We start from the raw sequence: 20,271 nt of genomic DNA on the forward strand, positions 1-20,271 counted from the left end.
GGCTACAAACGGGAGTCAGGCCGCCACGATACCGCAGACTCATCTTGCCCGCGCGCTGTAGCAGTGGCGCTATGAAATCGACACCCCGAGCAGCCGCCCGACACCGAACGTAAAAGCCGCCGCAATCAGGCCGATCACAATCTGCCGGAACGCCGAAAAGGCTGCCCCGCGGCCATTGAAGAGCGAGGTGAACACACCCACCGCCGCGAGCCCGACGCCGCTCAACGCGACACACTGCAAGATCGCCTGCAGGCCATGGGCCCACAAGAACGGCAGCACCGGAAAAATCGCGCCCAACGAAAACAGACAGAACGACACCCCCGCCGCCGACCATGGATTGCCGCCGAGTTCAGCCGGATCGATCCCGAGTTCTTCACGGGTCAGCGTGTCCAGCGCCTTGTCCTTATCGCGCATGATCTGGGCGGCGATGCGGCGCGCTTCACCCGCTTCGATCCCTTTTGCCTGATAGATCAGCGCCAGCTCGTGGCGCTCGGCGTCGGGCGCGTGTTCGATCTCGTCGGCCTCCTTGGCGATCTGCGTGCGGGCCAGCTCGCGCGCATTCGTCACGGAGAGCCACTCGCCTAGCGCCATCGAGCACGCCCCGGCAATCAGGCCGGCAAACCCGGTCAGGAGGATCGCCTTGTTGCCGGTGCCCGCGCCGGCGACGCCCATGATCAGGCAGAAGTTCGACACCAGGCCGTCGTTCGCGCCGAGTACGGCGGCGCGCAAATCGTTGCCGGACCTTACGCCCTTGTGCCACGACTCCGCGTTGGCGATCTGCGCGCCTTTCGACTCGCCGTTTGAAGCGCCGTTTCTGGTCTCGTCGACTACCGCCTGCACGATGTCAGCGTGATGCTGTTCTTCGGCGGAAAGATGTGCGGCGTCCGGCTGGTTCGCGTACTTGTTGCGGTCGGCATTTTCGGTCGCGGCGATGGACGGCAGCACGAACGACGGGCCGAAGGTATGCACCAGCGCGCGCATCAGATGCGTTTTCAAGCTACGCCTCGGCAGCCGCGCGCGGCTGCCGTTTGCGTGAAGCTTGTCGAGCCACAGCTGGGCATGTGAGCGCTCCGAATCGGCGAGCTGCTGAAACACGTTGCTGCGCGCCGCATCTTTCTCGACGCGCGCGAGCGTCTCGTACAGCGCCGCGCTGTCGAGTTCGTCGGCGAGGTTGGTCCGGTAGCGTTTGAGTTCGTGTCTGGAGGCCATGAATGACGGGTTCGCACGGGGTTAGCGTCGAAGCTTAACCCGGCGCGGCGCATCAGAAGGCGAAGCCCCCACGGCGCAGTTTTACTGCGAATGCCAATGCTTCTAATTGCGCTAACGGTGCTATTGGCGCCAAGGGCGCCCGCATCAATGGGCCCGGCCGCGGCGCAGATACCGGTACACGGTATTGCGTGCGAGGCCGAGTTCGCGTGCGGCGGCCGAGACGTTGCCGCCATGACGTGAGAGTGTTTGCGCGATCAGCGTGGTCTGCCAGTCCTCCATGCGCGCCGGAGAGGCATGCGCGTGCGAGGCGGTTTCGTGGACAGGCTGCCCGCCGATGTTGTTTCCTGTGCCGGCGCGGGCCGCCGGTTGCGCGATGGCGTCCGCGGGGCCAGCCTGCTGCATGCCGCCCGTGCCCGTCGCGGCGTCGCAGTCGGGCAGGAAATCGTCCGGCAGATGCTCGAACTCGATCTGCTGCGCCCCCTCGGCCATGATGCCGGCCGTGCGCAGCACGTTCGCCAGTTGCCGCAGATTGCCCGGCCAGCGGCAACGGCGAAACTGCTCGAGTACGGCTTCGGAGACGCGCACAGGCACCCGTTCGCCCTCGCGCTGCGATTCGAGGATGCGTGTGACCAGCGCCGCCAGATCTGTCCGCTCGCTGAGCTCGGGCAAAGTCACAACCAGTCCGTTGATCCGGTAGTACAGGTCTTCACGGAAGGTGTCAGCTTCGATCATCGCGCGCAGGTCGCGGTGAGTCGCGCAGACGATGCGTAGATCAACCGGAGTCGCCCGCGTACTGCCGAGCGGGGTCACGGTGCGCTCCTGCAGCACGCGCATCAGCCGCACCTGCTGGGCGAGCGGCATATCACCGATTTCATCGAGAAACAGCGTGCCGCCATCGGCCTGCACGATCTTGCCTACGCTGCCACGCTTTTTCGCGCCGGTGAACGCGCCGTCTTCATAGCCGAACAGTTCGGCTTCGATCAGCGTGTCGGGCAGCGATGCGCAGTTGAGCGCCACAAACGGCGCCGTACGGCGCGGCGAATCGTGATGGATCGCGCGTGCGAGCCATTCCTTGCCGGTGCCGGTCTTGCCCAGCACGAGGATCGGAATGTCGCGGCCGCGGACTTTTTCGACGCGGCGCAGGATAGCGGCCATCTGCGCGTCTCCGGTGTCGAGCGCGGCGAGCGTCACCACCGGTAGCGGTGCGGGCGTGCGAGCGGAGGGACGTAACGCGACGGCAATGCCCGTTTCCCCGCCAATGCTGGCGGCCGGCAGAAGCTGGCGCGGCGCGGCGAACTCTCCGCGGGCGATCACGCGGACACCGCTTGGCAGCGTCAGCGTCATGCATTCGCCCGGTGCGCAGAGCGCCTGCTGCAACAAGGCAGGAAACGCCATGCCGAACAGATCGTCGAACGATTGCCGCTGCAACTCCGCGAGCGGCCGCCCTAACTGGAACAGCGCGCTGCGGTTAGCCGAAAGAAATGTCCCATCAGGCGCAAACGCCGCAAGCCCTTCAACCAGAGTTCCGATGAATTCGGCGCGAGCATGAAAATGGATACGCACCGCGTCGGCGAACTGGTTGGAGAACAGATGGTTTTCGATCATCTGCGCGGACATCCGCACCAGCGCCAACGTGTGCTTGTGAAAACCGCGCGTGTCACCGCTCACGTCGAGTGCGCCGATGACGCGGCCGTAGGGATCGGCAATGGGCGCGCACGAGCAGGTAAGGATGCGATTCGCATGCAGAAAGTGTTCGTCGGCGTGCACGACAGTCGGCTGACGCTCGACCAGCGCCGTGCCGATCGCATTGGTGCCGCGATCCGCCTCGGCCCACGACACGCCCGGACATAACGCGACGCGGTTGGCCTTTTCGATAAAGTCGCTGTCGCCGAGGCTATGCAGGATCACGCCGTGATCGTCGGTGAGCAGCACCATGCTTTGCGTATCGACGATCTGCGCGTGCAGCGTCTCCATGACTGGCAGCGCGTGCGTGTAAAGCGAATGATTGCGCTCGACCAGATCGCGCAGCGCCGGTTCGCGCAACGGGTGGAAGTCGGGCGTTTCGGAGGCGCGCAGTCCCACCTGGAGCGAACGCGCGTGTGCTTGCGCGATCACGTCCGGCTGACCCGCCGAGGGGCGGGCAGCCATAGGCGCCATAGGGGGCGTGCCAAGGCGATGGGTCACTGCTCGTCTCCGGTTGGATTTCGACGCAGGGGGTACGTTGCCCGCCTGTTGCCATCCCGCAGCGCAGCATGCCGCGCAGCCGAAGGTTTATCTTACAGGTTGAGCCGCACGGCTGCACGGGATTGCGGGCTAACCCGGACTTGCGTTCATAGATGGCGGATGGCCCTATCCTGAAGAAAACTTGCGGCGCGCCGGAAGTCGTCTACAGTGAATGAAATCAACCGCATCGAGCGTGCTTGCGCACCTATTTGCGGTTGTTGTAGCCCGCGCCTCGACCCCGGAGGGAGGCAACCAGAAAACAGGCGTGCGCGGCCCCCGAGCGATCCACCCGTCAAACCAAGGCGAATCTCATGCAGATCATTTTCCCGAACGAAACCCCGGAATATTCGGGGCGCGAACTTACCCTGGCGTTCCCGGCAATGGTCGACGGTGAAAGGGTGGAGTGCATGATTACTGCCGAGGCGCTCGAAGACCACTTTGGCGCAGCCTCGCCGCGTCTTGAAGATATGGTTGGCGCTTTTGCGGAGCATCGTGCCCGGATCGAAGCAGCGACGCGCCGCTTGCTGTCGGAAACGCGCGCACAATGTCTCGTCCTGCGCAGCGGTTATGTACGCTTCTACGAAGCGAACTGGCGCAATTAAAGGCGATTTTCATGCTAGTAAGGCCAACTAAAGGCCAACAAAACCCTATTCGGGGCTAGCCAGGCGTTAGTCAGACGGTACTAAGCGAAGCGCCAATCAGGCGTCGCTCGAAACGACCGAGCGCGCCGATCCACCGCGTTCTCAGCCTGTTTCGTAGAAGCGGTGCGAGTGCGCGCCGCGCGCTATTGCGCGGCACCAACCGCGCCAGATCACGCGGCGCAACGCTTACTCAGCGCCGAGATAGAAATAGCGAAACAGGAAAATCGCCGCGATGATCCATACCACCAGCTTGACCTGGCGCGCGCGGCCGGTCAGCAGCTTCAATCCCGCATACGAAATGAAGCCGAACGCCACGCCATTGGCGATCGAATAGGTGAACGGCATAAGCAGTGCGGTGAGGGTGGCAGGGACGACTTCGGTGGCGTCGTCCCACGGCAGGTCCACCATTTCGCGCAGCATCAGGCATGAGACATAGAGCAGGGCCGGCGCGGTCGCATAACCGGGCACTACCCCTGCGAGCGGCGCGAAAAACAGCGCGGCCAGAAACAGCACGGCCACGGTAATGGCCGTGACGCCGGTGCGGCCACCCGCCTGCACGCCCGATGCGCTTTCAATGTACGCGGTGGTCGACGAGGTGCCCAGCAGGGAACCCGCAAGGATGGCGGTGCTGTCGGCCAGCAGCGCCTTGTTCAGACGGTGCATCTTGCCTTCGACCAGCAGGCCGGCGCGGTTGGCGACGCCCATCAGGGTGCCGGTCGCATCGAACAGCTCAACGAGGAAGAACACCATGATGACGTTGAGCACGCCGGCCGACAGGGCGGCGCGAATGTCGAGGTGAAACAGCGTCGCATCGATTGACGGCGGCGCCGAGACGATGCCGTGAAACTGGTTGCCGCCGAAGAAAAAGCTCAGCACGGTCACGCCGACGATGCCGAGCAGGATCGCGCCGCGCACCCGCAGAAAGTCGAGCGTGACGATCGCGAAGAAGCCGATCACCGCGAGAATCACGTGCGGATCGTGCAGATTGCCGAGCGTCACGAGCGTCGCCGGATTGCCGACCACCACGCCTGCGGTCTTCAGCGAAATGATCGCCAGAAAGAGACCGATACCGGCCGTAATGGCGATCCGGATGGAATGCGGAATGCCGTTGACGATCACCTCGCGTATGCGGAACAGCGTGACGATCAAGAACAGGCACCCGGAGATGAACACGGCACCGAGCGCAGCCTGCCATGTGAAACCCATGCCCTTGACTACGGTGTAGGCGAAGTACGCATTCAGGCCCATGCCCGGCGCGCATGCAATCGGATAGTTCGCGTACAGGCCCATGATCAGCGAGCCCAGCGCCGCGACGAGGCAGGTCGCCACGAACACGGCGTCTTTGGGCATGCCCGCGTCGCCGAGAATCGCCGGATTGACGAAGATGATGTAGGCCATCGTCAGGAAGGTAGTCAGGCCCGCGAGTATTTCAGTACGCAGGTTGGTGCCAGCTTCGTCGAAGCCAAAGTATCGTTTTACGGAGTCCATTAGGCGAGTCTCGGGTCGTGTTGAAGTTGTTTGTTGTGGTGATTGAACGGCGCTGCCGCTTCTCACGGAGGCAGGCGCTCGCGAAGCGCTACGGGCGGATTGTAGTCACGATTGCGGGTGAAATACCGTGCCGGGACGGTGCCGTGGAGTCGATGCAACAGTCAGACGTGGTTAACGGGCATGGCTAATGGGCGCGTCATGTGCCGCCGGGAGGGTCGGCGGCGACGCCGGGGCGTGGCCTCTGGCGGGCCAGCCAGCGGTCGAGTTCGCCCGCGAAGGTCTTGCTGTCGCGGGGACTGAAGGCCGCCGGGCCACCGGTATCGACGCCGCTGCTGCGCAGCTGGTCGAGCATGGCGCGCATGCGCAGCCGCTCTTCGATGGTGCCGGGCGTGTACCAGTTGCCGCGCGGGTCGAGCGCTTCGGCGTGCTTTTCCAGCACGGCGGCGGCGAGCGGGATATCCGCGGTGATGACGAGCTCGCCAGGCGCCACACGCTCGGCGATCAGTGCGTCGGCGGCGTCGAAGCCCGCGGGCACCTGGATGGCGCGGATCAACGGCGAGGGCGGCACGCGCAGGAACTGGTTGGCGACCAGCGTGACGGCTATGCCGGTGCGGCGCGCGGCGCGAAACAGCATCTCCTTGATCACGACCGGACAGGCGTCGGCGTCTACCCAGATTGGCATGGTGTCGGCTTGCGGTATCGAAGGGGCGAGATGATACCTTGCCAGCGCGCGGGGTGGTATGGCAAGCCAGGTGCCGGCCACGTCATATCCACCGGCGGTACGAGCTTCGCGCCGCAGGGCGACGCGAGAGGTATGCCCAGCACGCGAGACGCGCTGGAGGCATCCGGCGCTTACTGTGCGCAGAGACCGGTATTGCCGGCCGCGGCGCGCTGTCGCGAAACGATGCGGCCCGCCAGTTGCGCGTTGTCCGGATAGTCGATCCAGTCAAGCGGGTCGTAGCCCGCTGCGCGCCATTGGGCCAGGTCCGCCCTCACTTCGGCACGGGTCTTGGGGCCGGCCGGATTGCACGACCCTTGAGAGGCCTGGGCAAACGCCGTTGACGCGCAGCACGCGGCTAGCAGCGTCCCCACGGCAATACGAGAAATGGTCTTCATTACGAACTCCTGTGAGGCAATCGGTGAAATCCCTAAAATTTTAGGACTCGCTTCCCATCTTAGAAAGGAACAAAGCGCACAACCCATCATTGCGCCCGTTGAAGCAGGCGGGGGCGCTCCGCCTTGTTGTGCCGCGGTGAGGCTTCCTCGACACTCGCAACGCTCGCGTCGTGCTCCCGCGTGCTGCTGGACCTACGATCCCGCTGGCTTACCTAATCGGTCCAGCACAGCGCTAAGCAGATCGATCGGCAACGGAAACACGATGGTCGAGTTCTTGTCCGCGGCAATCGTCGTGAGCGTCTGCAGGTAGCGCAACTGCATCGCCTGCGGCTGCTTCGCCAGGGTCTGCGCCGCCTCCAGCAGATGCTGCGAGGCCTGCAGTTCGCCTTCCGCATGAATCACCTTGGCGCGCCGTTCGCGTTCGGCTTCGGCCTGGCGGGCAATCGCGCGGATCATCGTTTCGTTGATATCCACATGCTTGATTTCGACGATGGCTACCTTGATGCCCCACGCGTCGGTTTGCGCGTCGAGCACCTTCTGGATATCCGCGTTGAGCTGTTCGCGGTCGGCCAGCAGGTCGTCGAGTTCGTGCTTGCCGAGCACCGCGCGCAAGGTGGTCTGCGACAACTGGCTGGTGGCCTCGAAGTACTTCGCCACCTGAATTACCGCCCGCTCCGGATCGACGACGCGGAAATACACCACCGCATTGACCTTGACCGAGACGTTGTCGCGCGTGATCACGTCCTGCGGCGGCACGTCGAACACAACGGTGCGCAGATCCATCCGCACCACCTGCTGGACGATCGGGATGATCAGCACGAGGCCCGGCCCCTTGACCTTCCAGAAGCGGCCGAGCATGAAGACGACACCGCGTTCGTACTCGCGAAAGATGCGTATCGACGACGCAATCAGTATGACGATCAGGACGAACAGGATGCTGCTGAAGCCAAATGTGAAGCCAATCATGAGGGTTCCCCGCTATTGTGATTTTTCCGCCGGTACCACCGTGAGCGTGAGACCACGCCGTGCCGTGACGCGCACCGCATGGCCGGGCGCAAGCGGCGCTGCGCTGCGCACCTGCCAGCGCTCGCCGTGGACCTGGGCCCAGCCTTCGCCCGTGCCCGTGCTGCCATGTGGCACGAGTCCCTCGCCGAGCACGACACCCACGCTGCCGATCAACGCTTCCGAACCGGTCACGACCGGCCGGCGTCGGGCGCGCAATGCGACGCTTGATACCGTGAACACAAACAGTGCGCTGAACGCGGTGACGGCCGCGATCACCGGCAACGGGATGCCGTAACCGGGCACATCGGTATCGATCAGCATCAGCGCGCCGACTACGAACGCGACAATGCCGCCGAAGCCCAGCGCGCCGAAGGTGGGCAGAAACGCCTCGGCGATCAGGAAGGCGATGCCCAGAAAGATCAGGCTGAGCCCCACGTAGCTGATGGGCAGCATCTGCATGGCGAACAGGCCGATCAGCAGGCTGATCGCCCCCACCACGCCGGGCAGCACGAAGCCGGGATTGGCGAACTCGAAGAACAATCCATACATGCCGATCATCAGGAGAATCAATGCCACGTTCGGGTCGGTGATGACAGCGAGGAAATGGCTGCGCCAGTCGGGTTGGAGCGTGACGATGGGCGCGTCGGCCGTCTTCAGCCGCTGGTCGCCGGCAACGGTATTGACCGTGCGGCCATCGAGTTTGCGCAGCAGATCGGGCACGTCGCGCGCGGTCAGGTCAATGACGTGCTGCGCGAGCGCTTCGTTGGCTGACAGGCTGACGGCTTCTCGCACCGCGTGTTCGGCCCAGTCGGCGTTGCGACCGCGCAGTTGCGCCAGGCCGCGGATATAGGCGGCCGCGTCGTGGACCTGCTTGCGCAGCTCGGTCGATTGGCTATCGAGCGGCAACGCGCCGGAGTTAGCGTCGCTGGCAGCAGCGTTTGATGTTGCCGCCGCAGCGGATGTGCCGGCTACCCCAGACGCTCCTCCTGCTCCCGCCGCTCCTTGACCGGTTGGACTCAAGCCCGGTAATCCCGGGCCGTTTTGCCCAGGCGGCTCCGCGCCGCCCATGCCGAGTTGCACCGGCGTCGCCGCGCCGAGGTTGGTGCCGGGCGCCATCGCCGCGATATGGCTGGCATAGACGATATACGTGCCGGCGCTCGCCGCCCGTGCGCCGCTCGGGCCCACGAAAGCCGCAACGGGCACGGGCGAGCCGAGAATCGCCTTGATGATCTGCCGCATCGACGTGTCGAGCCCGCCGGGCGTGTCGAGTTGCAGGACGGCCAGTTGCGCCCGGTCCTGCGCGGCGCGTCGCAGGCTGCGCTCAATGAAGTCGGCGCTCGCAGGGCCGATCGCCCCGTTGACGGGGATCACGACGACCCCGCCCGGCGCGACGGCAACTGCGATGCTGACAGGGAGGGCGCCTGCGAATGCCAGCAGGAATCCAAGCGCGGCCAGGCCGCGCAGGAACCGGACCGCTAAACCGCCGGGGATACGCCGGCGGCGCGGGCCGGATTGCCGGAACGGGAGAAGCGGGTACGTTCTCATCGCGGACGGCCGGGACGCCGCCTCGAACGCGACGGGGCGGCGCGGGCCGAAAAAAGGGCAGGCCTGCTGCTTACAGCTTAGTCCGATTCTGGGGGATGCGTGAGATCGGCCCGCGCGAGCCGGTAGTCGGTCGGCCGCATGCCGGTCCATTTGCGAAAGGCGCGGTGGAATGCGCTCGGTTCGGCGAACCCCACCCTGGTCGCAATCTCGGCGATGCTGCGCCGGCTGTCCTGCAGTTCCGCAATGGCGATGTCGCGCCGCAGATCGTCCTTGATGGACTGGTACGTATAGCCCTCCTGCTTGAGATGCCGCCGCATGGTTGCCTCGGCGACGTGCAGGCGCAGAGCGATCTGGTCGGCGGCGGGCCAACTGGCCATCGGCAGCGCGCGCAGCATTTTGCGAACCCGCGCGGCCAGCGAGCCGGGGTTGCGGTACTTGACAATAAAGTTGCCGGGCGCATCGCGCAGGAACGGCTTGATCGTCTGGGTGGTCTGGATCACCGGCAATTCGAGGAAATCCGGCGGCAGGTCCACATACGAAGCGTCTTGTGCGAAGCGCATGTCGTCGCAGAACATCAGCCGGTATTCCTGCGCCGCGGCCGGCTCGGCGCAGCGAAAGCGCGCCGCCAGTAACGGAATGCGCCGGCCGACGAGCCAGCACACCAGCCCATACACCAGGATGAAATACGTCGCATAGGCGAACATGGTCGGCGGCGGGGTGCCCTCACGATGGCTGAAGGTGATCCGCACGCGGTTCGGCTCTGAGGTGACCTGTGCGCTCAGATCGTCGAGCACGAGGCGCATGAACCCGAGCGAGCGTGACAGCGCCTGGGCGCCGTTGCGCGCCGTCAAGGCGCACTGGGTCATGGCGATAAAGCTGCCCGAACGCATCGGATGCGAGTCCTGGCCGAAAAACTCGTCGTCCAGCGCCCGCGCAATGCCGGTCCACAGCGCGCCGTATTGCGCCGACGACACCCTGCTTTTCGGCGCGGCCAGCATTTGCGGCGCAATCCCGGCCGCTTCGACCAGCGGCAGGACGTCGAGGCCGCGCGCGCGAGCGAGCGCCAGCGTTTCTTCGACGAGGCTCAGCGAGATCGTCCCTCTATCGTTTTTCGGCGTCATTGGATCAAATCGGGTTGCACGGCTCGGGCTGGCAACGGGTGGAAAACGCGGGGTTGGTAAACACGGAGCTGGCAAATGCGCTCAGGAATCAGCGTGCCGCGTGATGCCTGCCACATGAATCCGCGCCTGTTGAGCCTAGCCAGTTATGCCGGTATGGCAAATTCGCTCACGCAGAATGATCGGGCAGAGCATCGAACCTGTCCAGCGACTTGCTACACTGGTTCTCACATTGACGCAGAGGCGAGGCCCCTTCATGGACGATTTCTATACCGACGACCAACGGATGATCCGCGACGCGGCGCGCGATTTTTCAGTCGAATGTTTGGCGCCACACGCGGCGCAGTGGGACCGCGACGCGAAGCTGCCGGACGCGGTAGTCAAACAAATGGGCGAGCTCGGTTTGCTGGGCATGATCGTGCCGTCCGAATGGGGCGGCTCATACACCGACTACGTGGCCTATGCGCTGGCGCTCGAGGAAGTCGCCGCCGGTTGCGCATCCTGCGCGACCTTGATGAGCGTGCACAACTCGGTCGGCTGCGGTCCGATCCTGAACTTCGGCACGCAGGCGCAGAAAGACACCTGCCTCGAGGATCTCGCCACGGGACGCCGGATCGGCGCATTCTGCCTGACCGAACCGCAGGCCGGCTCGGAGGCCCACAACCTGCGCACGCGCGCGGAGTTGCGCGACGGCAAGTGGATTCTCAACGGCAACAAGCAGTTCGTGACCAACGGCGCGCGGGCCAACATCGCCATCGTGTTCGCCGTTACCGATCCGGAGTTGGGCAAGCGCGGCATATCCGCGTTTATCGTGCCCACTGATACGGCCGGCTTTAACGTTGGCCGGCCTGAGCACAAGATGGGCATTCGCGCGTCGGATACCTGTCCGATTGCGTTCGACGACTGTGCCGTGCCCGAGGCGAATCTGCTTGGCCAGCGCGGCGAAGGGCTGCGCATTGCTTTGTCGAACCTCGAAGGCGGACGGATCGGCATTGCGGCGCAGGCGCTGGGGATTGCACGGGCGGCCTTCGATGCGGCGCGTATTTACGCCAGCGAGCGCGTCCAGTTCGGCAAGACTTTGAAGGAGCATCAGAGCGTCGCCAATATGCTGGCCGATATGACCACGCGCCTGAACGCGGCGCGGCTGCTGGTGCATCACGCGGCGCGGCTGCGTAGCGCAGGTAAGCCGTGTTTGTCCGAAGCTTCGCAGGCCAAGCTCTACGCCTCTGAGATGGCCGAGGAAGTCTGCTCGCATGCGATCCAGATTCATGGCGGCTATGGCTTCCTGGAGGACTACGCGGTCGAGCGCCACTATCGCGATGCCCGCATCACGCAGATCTACGAGGGGACCAGCGAGGTACAAAGAATGGTGATCGCGCGGCAGGTTTGAGCGCAGAATCAAACGCCAACAGAGCGCAAATGCGCCATAGAGCAAGTACCTTGCATGGGACCAGAGTAAGCGCTAAAGCGCTAACTCTGGTCGACCGCGATAAGACTGCATGGGACCAGAGTAAGCGCTAAAGCGCTAACTCTGGTCGACACAGGAGACGACGATGACCGGGCGGACAATTTCGACGCAGAGCTTTCTCGAGGCGCGTGACCTGTTGCTGCGCCATCGCACGGACTACGAGCGCGCCTATCGCGAGTTCGCATGGCCAGTGCTCGGTGAATTCAACTGGGCGCTCGACTATTTCGACGTGATCGCGCAGGGTAACGACAACCCCGCACTGTGGATCGTGGACGATCCCGCGGGCGAGGGCACGAGGTACTCGTACGCCCAGATGTCGGAGCGCTCGGCGCGGATGGCGAACTTCCTGCGCGGCATCGGCGTGGGACGCGGCGACCGTTTGCTGCTGATGCTGCCCAATCGCGTCGAACTGTGGGACGTGATGCTGGCGGCGATGAAACTTGGCGCCATCGTGCTACCCGCGACCACCCAGCTTGCCGCCGACGATGTCCGCGATCGCGTGCAGATCGGCGAGGCGAAATTCGTGGTGGTGGACAGCGCCGAACTGGCGAAATTCGACGGCCTCGAGATTCCTCTGACGCGTATATCGGTCGGCACGCCGCGCGACGGCTGGATCGATCTTGCCGCGGCCTCCGAGGCGGCGCCGCAGTTCACGCCGGACGGCCCGACGCACGCCACCGATCCGCTTCTGCTGTACTTCACCTCGGGCACGACGTCGAAGCCCAAACTCGTCGAGCATACCCATCAGAGCTATCCGGTCGGCCATCTGTCGACGATGTACTGGATCGGCCTGCAACCCGGCGATATCCACTGGAACATCAGCTCACCAGGCTGGGCCAAGCACGCCTGGAGTTGCTTCTACGCACCGTGGAATGCGCAGGCCTGCGTGTTCGTGTTCAACTATGCGCGCTTCGTGCCGAAGGAAACGCTCGACGTGCTGGTGCGCTGCCAGATCACGACGCTGTGCGCGCCGCCCACGGTCTGGCGCATGCTGGTGCAGGAGCCGCTGACGGAATATCCGGTCAAGCTGCGCGAGATCGTCGGCGCGGGTGAGCCCTTGAATCCAGAGGTTATCGAGCGCGTCCGGCACGCATGGGACGTGATGATCCGCGATGGCTTCGGGCAAACCGAGACCACCTGCCAGATCGGCAATTCGCCGGGTCAGCCGGTCGTGCCGGGCTCCATGGGGCGGCCCTTGCCGGGCTACCGGATCGAACTGGTCGATGCCGACGATCAACCGGCCAGCGAAGGCGAAATCGCCTTACCGCTGGCGCAGCGCCCGCTCGGCCTGATGACCGGTTACGCGAACAACGCCAACGCCACCGTCCAGTCGATGCGCAACGGCTACTACCACACCTCCGATGTCGCGCTGCGCCGCGACGATGGCTACTACGTGTATGTGGGCCGCGCCGATGACGTGTTCAAGTCGTCCGACTACCGGTTGAGCCCGTTCGAACTCGAAAGCGTGTTGATCGAGCATGAAGCGATTGCCGAAGCTGCCGTGGTGCCGAGCGCCTGCGCCGTGCGCCTTTGCGTGCCTAAGGCGTTCGTCACCGTGCGGCACGGCTACGAAGCGGGTCCCGAACTCGCGCGCAGCGTGTTTCAGTTTTCGCGAGAAAAACTCTCTCCATATAAGCGCGTCCGGCGGCTGCAATTTAGCGAACTGCCGAAGACCATCTCCGGCAAGATCCGCCGCGTCGAGCTGCGGCGCCGCGAAATGGAGCGCGGGACGGAGCCCGCGCGCCTGCCTGGTGAGTACTGGGAAGAGGACTTTCCGGATCTGTCGGGCACGAACAGTAAATAGACTGAAGGAAGACGCAAGATGATCGAACTCGACTACGCCAACGAAGGCGCCATTGCATTGCTCACGCTCAAGCGCCCGCCGGCGAATGCCTTTACACCGGATGGCCTGCTGCAACTGCAGCACACCGTCGAACGCCTGAACGGCGAGGCGCGCGTGAGGGCCATCGTCATCACCGGCGATGGCCCGAAATTCTTCAGCGCTGGCGCCGATCTGAACACCTTCGCCGACGGCAATCGCGATGTGGCGCGCACGGCGGCCACGCGCTTTGGCGCAGCCTTCGAGGCGCTGCAAAACGCGCGCGCTGTGGTGATCGCCGCGATCAACGGCTATGCGATGGGCGGAGGACTCGAATGTGCGCTGTCGTGCGATATCCGCATTGCCGAGCAGCACGCGCAGCTTGCCTTGCCGGAGACCGCGGTCGGCCTGTTGCCCTGCGGATGCGGCACGCAGACGCTGCCCTGGCTCGTGGGAGAGGGCTGGGCGAAACGGATGATTCTGACCGGCGAACGTGTCGATGCCGCGACGGCCTTGCGCATCGGTCTCGTCGAAGAAGTGGTGGACAAGGGCGCCGCGCGCGAGGCCGCACTGGCGATGGCGACACGCGTCACCTCGCTGAGCCCGCAAGCGGTCTCGTTCAGCAAGAGCCTGATTCATCAGGCGCGCCATGGCGTGCCGCGCTCGGCCGCGCTGGCGGTCGAACGCGAGCGCTTCGTGGATCTGTTCGATGGTCCGGATCAGCGCGAAGGCGTCAACGCATTCCTCGAGAAGCGTGCGCCGCAATGGCACGTGACGCAGGGGACGGGTGAGGGGGCGCAGTCATGAATGCCGTGGCGAACGCACGTAGTGCTCCCGCTGAGGATGCCAAAGGATCGGCGGAGCTGGCGGCCGAACCGGCCATCCTGTTTCGCGTGCTCAACCGCGTCGCGATCATCACGCTGAACCGGCCGACTGCGCTGAACGCGCTGTCGCACCCGATGGTGCGTGAACTCGCGGTGCTGTTCGAGCGTTGCCGGACTGATGACGGGATCGTCGCCGTGGTGCTGCGCGGCGCAGGCGAAAAGGGCTTCTGCGCGGGCGGCGACGTGCGCGAGCTGTACCGCATGAAAACGCGCGGCGAGACCGGTTGGCAAGCGTTCTTTGTCGACGAATACCGGCTCGATTACGCGCTGCATACGTTTCCGAAGCCGGTTGTGGCGCTGCTCGACGGCATTACGATGGGCGGCGGCATGGGCCTCGGCCAGGCGGCGAGACTCCGCGTCGTCACCGAGCGTACGAAGATCGCCATGCCCGAGACGCGCATCGGCTTCTTGCCCGATGTCGGCGCCACGCATTTCCTGGCTGTCATGCCGGTGGAGGTTGAATTGTATGTCGGGCTGACCGGTGTGACGCTGTCCGGCGCGGATGCGGTGCGTCTGCAACTGGCCGATCTGTGCGTTCCCGCCGAATGGCTCGCCAGCTTCGAGGAGCGGCTGCAACGCATGCCGACCGAAGGCGAGTTGTTGCCCGCGCTGCGCGCGGTGTTCGAACCGCCGTGCAATGTGGTGCCGCACGCCGCGCTCGGATCGTTCACGCAACTGATCCTGCGGCATTTCGATCCCCGCGCGAGTGTCGAGCGGACAGTGGCCACGTTGCGCCACGATCTGGAGCGCGAGCCGCCGCGCGAAGTGCGTCAATGGCTGCAGGCCACCTTCGATGCGCTCACCAGCCATTCGCCGACCATGCTCCACGTGACCCGCGAGGCGCTGCTGCGCGGCCGGCAGATGACGCTGGCCGAATGCTTCCGCATGGAGCTGGGAATCGTCAGCCGGGTGATCGAAGAGGGGGATTTCTGCGAGGGGGTGCGGGCGCATCTGGTCGACAAGGACCGCCAGCCGCGCTGGGCGCCCATGACGCTGGCGGAAGTGCGCACGGAGCGCGTGCGGCACTTCCTGGCTTCGCCGTGGCGCAGTGATGCGCATCCGTTGGCGGATCTGGGCAGGACGGTGCCTGTTTGATCTGTGCGTCGTGGCGCGTTGTTCCGATTCGGAAACCTAAATGGGGCGACCGGCCAGCAATCGCTTCGCGGTGTATGAAAGGACGCGTTCATCGCGCTGATTCAACACGTCAATGCGGCTCGTGACGACTGCACGGTTGTTTTTCGATGTGGGTTTCACCTCCTCGATTTCCACTACTCCGTAGATCGAATCGTTGACGAGAACAGGACCGTGGGCCTTCAGCGTCAACTCCAGCAGGGCCAGCCCCGTGCCTTGTATCATCGTCTGGAATAGCAGCCCTTCAATCAGGCCGCTCGTCAGCGCGGCAGGGACCGCACGACCGCGCATGGCGCCGTGTTCGTAATCTGCGTCGATGAAAATGGCCTCCAGCATGCCAGTCACGGAGATGAAATTGACAAGATCGGTCTCGGTCACGGTGCGGCGATAAGTTCTAAAGCGTTGGCCGGCCTGAATCTCCTGCCAGTAGAAACCGCGTCCCAGCAGTTGGGTGTCTTGTTGGATACTCATATTTACTCCTAGAATCTGACGCGCAAGCCAGCGGTAACGGCTACCTGGTATCGCGAATTGGAACCCGTCGGTCCGCCCACGTTGTCGATCGTTGCAGTCAGGGCATCGCCCAAGGCTTTCTGATAAACCGCGGCCAGATAGGCAGTGGTACGTTTGCTCAGGAAATATTGTCCCCCTACGTTGATTTGCGCCCAACGAGGATGAGTTCCATCGGTAACGTGTGCTATGTCCGGGGCTCCGCCTACCTTTCCATCGCTGTAGATGAATGCGACACCCGCAAGAAGACTCGGGGTGATCTGATACTTTGCGTTGGCTTCATAGTTCGCAAGGGAAAAGTTCGAGTGATCGACGTACCGCAACCTGGCCACTGTGTATGCAAACCCCAGCGTCGCCGCATCCAGCTGGTATGCCACGCCAGCCCCGGTGACGTCCTGAGTCCTGACCGGGCGCGTGTAGAAGATATCGGTGGGGCTCGTGTAATCGCCAACGATGGCGCCACCGGTATTGGTTCCGTTCGTACCCCCGGCCGAAGGGCTTGAGAGGTGCAGGTGGCCAGCCCCCAGCGTCAGCGGTCCCGCGGCGTAGTTCGCCCCGACGCTCCATGCGCTATTGTTCGAGAAGCCAGTGCCCGTTGAACTGGCGGCCTGGTTGCTGAAAGCGTATAACCCTCCGAAGGCCAGCCCGCGATAGGTCGGGCTGGTGTACTTGACGGCATTGTTGATGCGGAATGTGGTGTAGAGATTGTCGATATCACCGACGTGCGAGCCATATTGTGTCGCCCATTGTCTCGATGAAACAAAAGGCCCGACGAAGTCGACGACCGAGTCATACTGTCGGCCGAGAGTCACCGTACCCAGATCATCGTTGGCCAGTCCGACGTATGCCTGGCGGCCAAACAAACGTGCACCTTGCAATAGCGTGCCACTGGCGACGCTGAAGCCGTTCTCAAGTACGAAGATAGCGGAGTTGCCGCCACCCAGATCCTCAACCCCTCGAAAGCCCCAGCGGGACGGCGCACCGACACCGGATGTTTCCTGAATTTTGCGGGCACCAATGGCGCCTGCCGTGCTGGCTACGTTGTTCACGTAGCTGATGCCCGCATCAACCACCCCATAGAGCGTCACACTGCTTTGCGCGCAGGCCGACGCGCTGGCCAATCCGCTGGTTGCAAGAAAAATCGCCTTCCTCAATTTCATGTATGTCCCCAGTGAAGCGTTATAAGCAATCTCTATTCAGCAATTTGCCGCTGGTCTCGTGACGACCTGGGCGGCGGAACAGTCCACTTCAAACAAACGGCAATGCTGGCAATGCACTGCCTGATACCGCACAAAAATCGAGGCAGCGCCCGCATGACCCGTTAGATCACCGAGCTATCACGTAACGCTGCGATTTGCTCATCGTCATATCCCAGGACGACACGCAGAACGTCAGTTGTATGCTCGCCAAGCTGAGGAGGGTGGGTGAGTGCCTGAGGTGGCGTCGCGCTCATGTTGATCGGGTTGCGCACGACCTTCACTGTGCCGCCGGATGGGTGGAGCAGGTCGAGTTGCAGTCCGCGCGCCACCACCTGCTCGTTTTCGAATACCTCGCCGAGATCGTTGATTGGGCCGCAAGGCACGCCCGCAGCTTCGAGTGCGGCGATCCATTCATGCTTTCCGCGCACGCAGACCATCTCCGCGAGGATCGGCACCAGCGTGTCGCGATGGCGCACGCGCTCCGGGTTGGTGGCGAAGCGCTTATCGTCAGCGAGTTCCGCCCGGCCGCCGGCTTCGACGAATTTGCGGAACTGCCCGTCGTTGCCTACGGCAACGATGATCCAGCCATCGCTGGTCTGGAAAGTCTGGTAGGGCACGATGTTCGGATGCGCATTGCCCCACCGCACCGGCGGTTGGCCGCTAGCGAGGAAGTTGGAGTTGACGTTCGCGAGCATGGCGACCTGCACGTCGAGCAGCGCCATGTCGATATACTGGCCTTCGCCGGTGCGGTCGCGATGCGCGAGCGCTGTCAGCACGGCGACGGTTGAGTACATACCGGTCATCAGGTCGGTGATTGCCACGCCGGCCTTTTGCGGACCGCCGCCGGGCAAGCCGTCACGCTCCCCGGTGATGCTCATGAAGCCGCCGATGCCCTGGATGATGAAGTCGTAGCCCGCACGTTGGGCATATGGCCCGGTCTGACCGAAGCCGGTCACCGAGCAATAGATAATGTCCGGCTTGATCTCTTTCAACGTCGCGTAGTCGAGGCCATATTTCTTCAACTGGCCGACCTTGTAGTTCTCCAGCACCACGTCGCTTTGCGCGGCCAGTTCACGTATAAGGCGCTGCCCTTCGGGCGTGGCGATATCTACGGTCACGGAGCGCTTGTTGCGGTTCGCGGCGAGATAGTAGGCCGCTTCGCGCGTATCTGTGCCGTCCGGCTTCTTCAGGTACGGAGGGCCCCAGTGACGCGTGTCGTCGCCGACTTCGGGGCGTTCAATCTTGATGACGTCTGCGCCAAAATCGGCGAGCGTCTGCGCGCACCACGGGCCGGCCAGCACGCGGGTGAGATCCAACACCCGGATATGATTGAGAGCGCTCATAATTGATAAAAATCCAATTGATTAGTAATGCTATATATCTGGCGTGAGGCACTACGTGACGGGTGTCGTGAGGCAGGGCACGGAAACCGGCTTCTGGACTTAAGGGCGCGCGCCGGGTTGGCCAAGGTCCTGCGCAACGATCGGTCCGCTACCCCGTAATACCGCCGCGGTCGGCAGCATCATCCCTCGCTGGAAAGGGACGGCTGAATTTTGCGGGAAGCCATGGGCAGGACCACGACGAGCATGACTGCCGCCAGTGCTTGCGCGCACGCAGCGGTGACGAAGCCGCTGGTATAGGTGCCGGTAGCTTCGCGCACGTACCCGGTAAGCCACGGCGTCAGAAAACCTGCGAGGTTCGCAACCGAACTGATGAAGGCTACGCCAACCGCGGCCCCACTGGCCTTCAGGTATCGCATGGGAATCTGCCAGAACAGGGAGATGCCCGCACCTGTGCCTGCGAGGGCGAGGGCGAGTGTCACAAAGGTAGCGGTGCGGCTGCTGTGCCATACGAGGACCAGCAGAATCAGGCTTGCGACGCTCACCAAAGAGGCAATCGAGCAGTGATAGCGGAGGTCGCCATGACGGCTTGCGTAAGTGCAGAACGCAATGTTGCCGATAGCGCCAAGAATACAGATGGCCGCGATAGCGTTGCCGATCGCTGTGTAGCCGCCAAAACCCGCATCTCGCAGAATGGTCGGAATGAAGAAGCTCAGTGCTGTATTGGCGCTGAGGATGCAAAAATAGACGGCGAGCAGCACCCAGACGACCGGATTGGCAAGCAGCGGCTGCTGCTGGCTCACTTCCGCAGAGGAGCGTTTGCGGTCGCGAGCGAGGTCGGCCTGGATGAGCAGCCGTTCTTCAGGGGACAGCCACGAAGCCGTCGCAGGTCCATCGGAGAGGACAAATAGTACGAGGCAACCCAGCAGCAAGGTCGGGGCCGCCTGCACCAGAAACATCCACCGCCATCCCGCGAGGGAGAACATGCCGCTCATATGTTGCAGCACGAAACCGCCGGATAGACCTACGGCTACGGTCGAACAGATGGCGGCCGAATGGAAAATACTGAAGTTTCGGGTTCTCCGTTTCGTCGGAAACCATAGGTTCAGGTAGAGAATCACGCCCGGGTAAAAACCGGCTTCGAAAGCGCCTAGCAGGAACCGCAGAAGATAGAAGAGAGGCACGCCGCGGACGAACGTCATTGCGATGCTGGTGAGCCCCCAACCGATGGCAATCACGGAAATCGTGCGTCTTGCGCCGAGTCGTTGCTGAGCCATCGTACTGGGTATGCCGAACACCACGTAACCGAGGAAGAACAGTCCCGCACCGAGGCCGTACACGGTCTCACTGAAGTGCAGATCGGACAGCATCTGCAATTTGGCAAACGCGACATTGGCACGATCGACCCACGCAAGCAACCACAGCAGGAAGAGAAGCGGAATGATTCTCCATTCCGAAGCCGAATAGGCGCGTCGCAGAGTGGTTTCGGATGCGTCGCTCGAGGCGTTCGTATCGGCGTCATAGAGCGAGTTCATGAAGTGTCTCCTTGATGACATGCCCGGATCGGTTTGGCCCGTG

General features: G+C 63.5%; 17 protein-coding genes. 5 read left to right on the top strand and 12 right to left on the bottom strand.

The features are described from left to right. Window positions 1–69: 69 nt before the first annotated feature. Window positions 70–1,209 (bottom strand): VIT1/CCC1 transporter family protein, encoded by a 1,140-nt coding sequence (locus P3T40_RS15535; protein WP_429268598.1) that lies wholly within the window; start codon window positions 1,207–1,209, stop codon window positions 70–72. A 144-nt stretch (window positions 1,210–1,353) separates the two neighbouring features. Beyond that, the gene (locus P3T40_RS15540) at window positions 1,354–3,366 is read right to left on the bottom strand and encodes a sigma-54-dependent Fis family transcriptional regulator (protein ID WP_429268728.1); all 2,013 of its coding nucleotides are present in this window, start codon (window positions 3,364–3,366) and stop codon (window positions 1,354–1,356) included. Window positions 3,367–3,743: 377 nt separating this feature from the next. Here P3T40_RS15540 and P3T40_RS15545 point away from each other — a divergent pair, with 377 nt between their 5' ends. Next, window positions 3,744–4,034 carry a DUF1488 domain-containing protein gene (locus P3T40_RS15545; RefSeq protein WP_429268599.1) on the top strand — a complete coding sequence of 97 codons (291 nt, stop codon included), beginning with the start codon at window positions 3,744–3,746 and terminating at the stop codon, window positions 4,032–4,034. Window positions 4,035–4,259: 225 nt separating this feature from the next. On the opposite strand, the gene P3T40_RS15550 is transcribed toward P3T40_RS15545, so the two are convergent. The 6 genes from P3T40_RS15550 to P3T40_RS15575 all read right to left on the bottom strand — a co-directional run bounded on the left by P3T40_RS15550 (window position 4,260) and on the right by P3T40_RS15575 (window position 10,348). Continuing rightward, window positions 4,260–5,561 (bottom strand): NCS2 family permease, encoded by a 1,302-nt coding sequence (locus P3T40_RS15550; RefSeq protein ID WP_429268600.1) that lies wholly within the window; start codon window positions 5,559–5,561, stop codon window positions 4,260–4,262. A 196-nt stretch (window positions 5,562–5,757) separates the two neighbouring features. Beyond that, window positions 5,758–6,243 (bottom strand): YaiI/YqxD family protein, encoded by a 486-nt coding sequence (locus P3T40_RS15555; RefSeq protein WP_429268729.1) that lies wholly within the window; start codon window positions 6,241–6,243, stop codon window positions 5,758–5,760. A gap of 170 nt (window positions 6,244–6,413) precedes the next feature. Continuing rightward, window positions 6,414–6,677, bottom strand: coding sequence for a DUF4148 domain-containing protein (locus P3T40_RS15560; protein WP_429268601.1), 264 nt, complete (start codon window positions 6,675–6,677; stop codon window positions 6,414–6,416). Window positions 6,678–6,869: 192 nt separating this feature from the next. Next, window positions 6,870–7,643 carry a slipin family protein gene (locus P3T40_RS15565; RefSeq protein ID WP_429268602.1) on the bottom strand — a complete coding sequence of 258 codons (774 nt, stop codon included), beginning with the start codon at window positions 7,641–7,643 and terminating at the stop codon, window positions 6,870–6,872. A 12-nt stretch (window positions 7,644–7,655) separates the two neighbouring features. Next, the gene (locus tag P3T40_RS15570; protein WP_429268603.1) at window positions 7,656–9,227 is read right to left on the bottom strand and encodes an NfeD family protein; all 1,572 of its coding nucleotides are present in this window, start codon (window positions 9,225–9,227) and stop codon (window positions 7,656–7,658) included. 77 nt (window positions 9,228–9,304) lie between these two features. After that, entirely contained in the window at window positions 9,305–10,348 is a 1,044-nt protein-coding gene (locus tag P3T40_RS15575) for an AraC family transcriptional regulator (protein WP_429268604.1), read from the bottom strand. Window positions 10,349–10,601: 253 nt separating this feature from the next. Between P3T40_RS15575 and P3T40_RS15580 the strand changes: the two genes are divergently transcribed. From P3T40_RS15580 to P3T40_RS15595, 4 genes are all read left to right on the top strand, one after another. Further along, complete coding sequence (locus tag P3T40_RS15580; RefSeq protein ID WP_429268605.1) at window positions 10,602–11,735, top strand: acyl-CoA dehydrogenase family protein; 1,134 nt, start codon at window positions 10,602–10,604, stop codon at window positions 11,733–11,735. Window positions 11,736–11,898: 163 nt separating this feature from the next. Next, window positions 11,899–13,617 carry an AMP-binding protein gene (locus tag P3T40_RS15585; RefSeq protein WP_429268606.1) on the top strand — a complete coding sequence of 573 codons (1,719 nt, stop codon included), beginning with the start codon at window positions 11,899–11,901 and terminating at the stop codon, window positions 13,615–13,617. Window positions 13,618–13,635: 18 nt separating this feature from the next. Then, complete coding sequence (locus tag P3T40_RS15590; RefSeq protein ID WP_429268607.1) at window positions 13,636–14,439, top strand: enoyl-CoA hydratase; 804 nt, start codon at window positions 13,636–13,638, stop codon at window positions 14,437–14,439. Beyond that, window positions 14,436–15,611, top strand: a complete 1,176-nt coding sequence (locus P3T40_RS15595; RefSeq protein WP_429268608.1) for an enoyl-CoA hydratase/isomerase family protein — start codon at window positions 14,436–14,438, stop codon at window positions 15,609–15,611. The genes P3T40_RS15590 and P3T40_RS15595 overlap by 4 nt, the downstream gene beginning before the upstream one ends. A gap of 36 nt (window positions 15,612–15,647) precedes the next feature. Here the strand turns inward: P3T40_RS15595 and P3T40_RS15600 are convergent, their stop codons facing one another. The 4 genes from P3T40_RS15600 to P3T40_RS15615 form a co-directional block, all read right to left on the bottom strand. Then, window positions 15,648–16,118: a MaoC family dehydratase gene (locus P3T40_RS15600; RefSeq protein WP_429268609.1), complete on the bottom strand. Its 471-nt coding sequence runs from the start codon at window positions 16,116–16,118 to the stop codon at window positions 15,648–15,650. A gap of 8 nt (window positions 16,119–16,126) precedes the next feature. Next, on the bottom strand, window positions 16,127–17,314 hold the full coding sequence (locus P3T40_RS15605) for a porin (protein WP_429268610.1): 1,188 nt from the start codon (window positions 17,312–17,314) through the stop codon (window positions 16,127–16,129). Window positions 17,315–17,475: 161 nt separating this feature from the next. Beyond that, on the bottom strand, window positions 17,476–18,696 hold the full coding sequence (locus tag P3T40_RS15610; protein ID WP_429268611.1) for a CaiB/BaiF CoA transferase family protein: 1,221 nt from the start codon (window positions 18,694–18,696) through the stop codon (window positions 17,476–17,478). A gap of 179 nt (window positions 18,697–18,875) precedes the next feature. Beyond that, window positions 18,876–20,228 carry an MFS transporter gene (locus tag P3T40_RS15615; RefSeq protein ID WP_429268612.1) on the bottom strand — a complete coding sequence of 451 codons (1,353 nt, stop codon included), beginning with the start codon at window positions 20,226–20,228 and terminating at the stop codon, window positions 18,876–18,878. Between the last annotated feature and the right edge of the window lie 43 nt (window positions 20,229–20,271).

The sequence above is a fragment of the Paraburkholderia sp. EB58 genome (assembly GCF_050436665.1).
Taxonomy (GTDB): domain Bacteria; phylum Pseudomonadota; class Gammaproteobacteria; order Burkholderiales; family Burkholderiaceae; genus Paraburkholderia.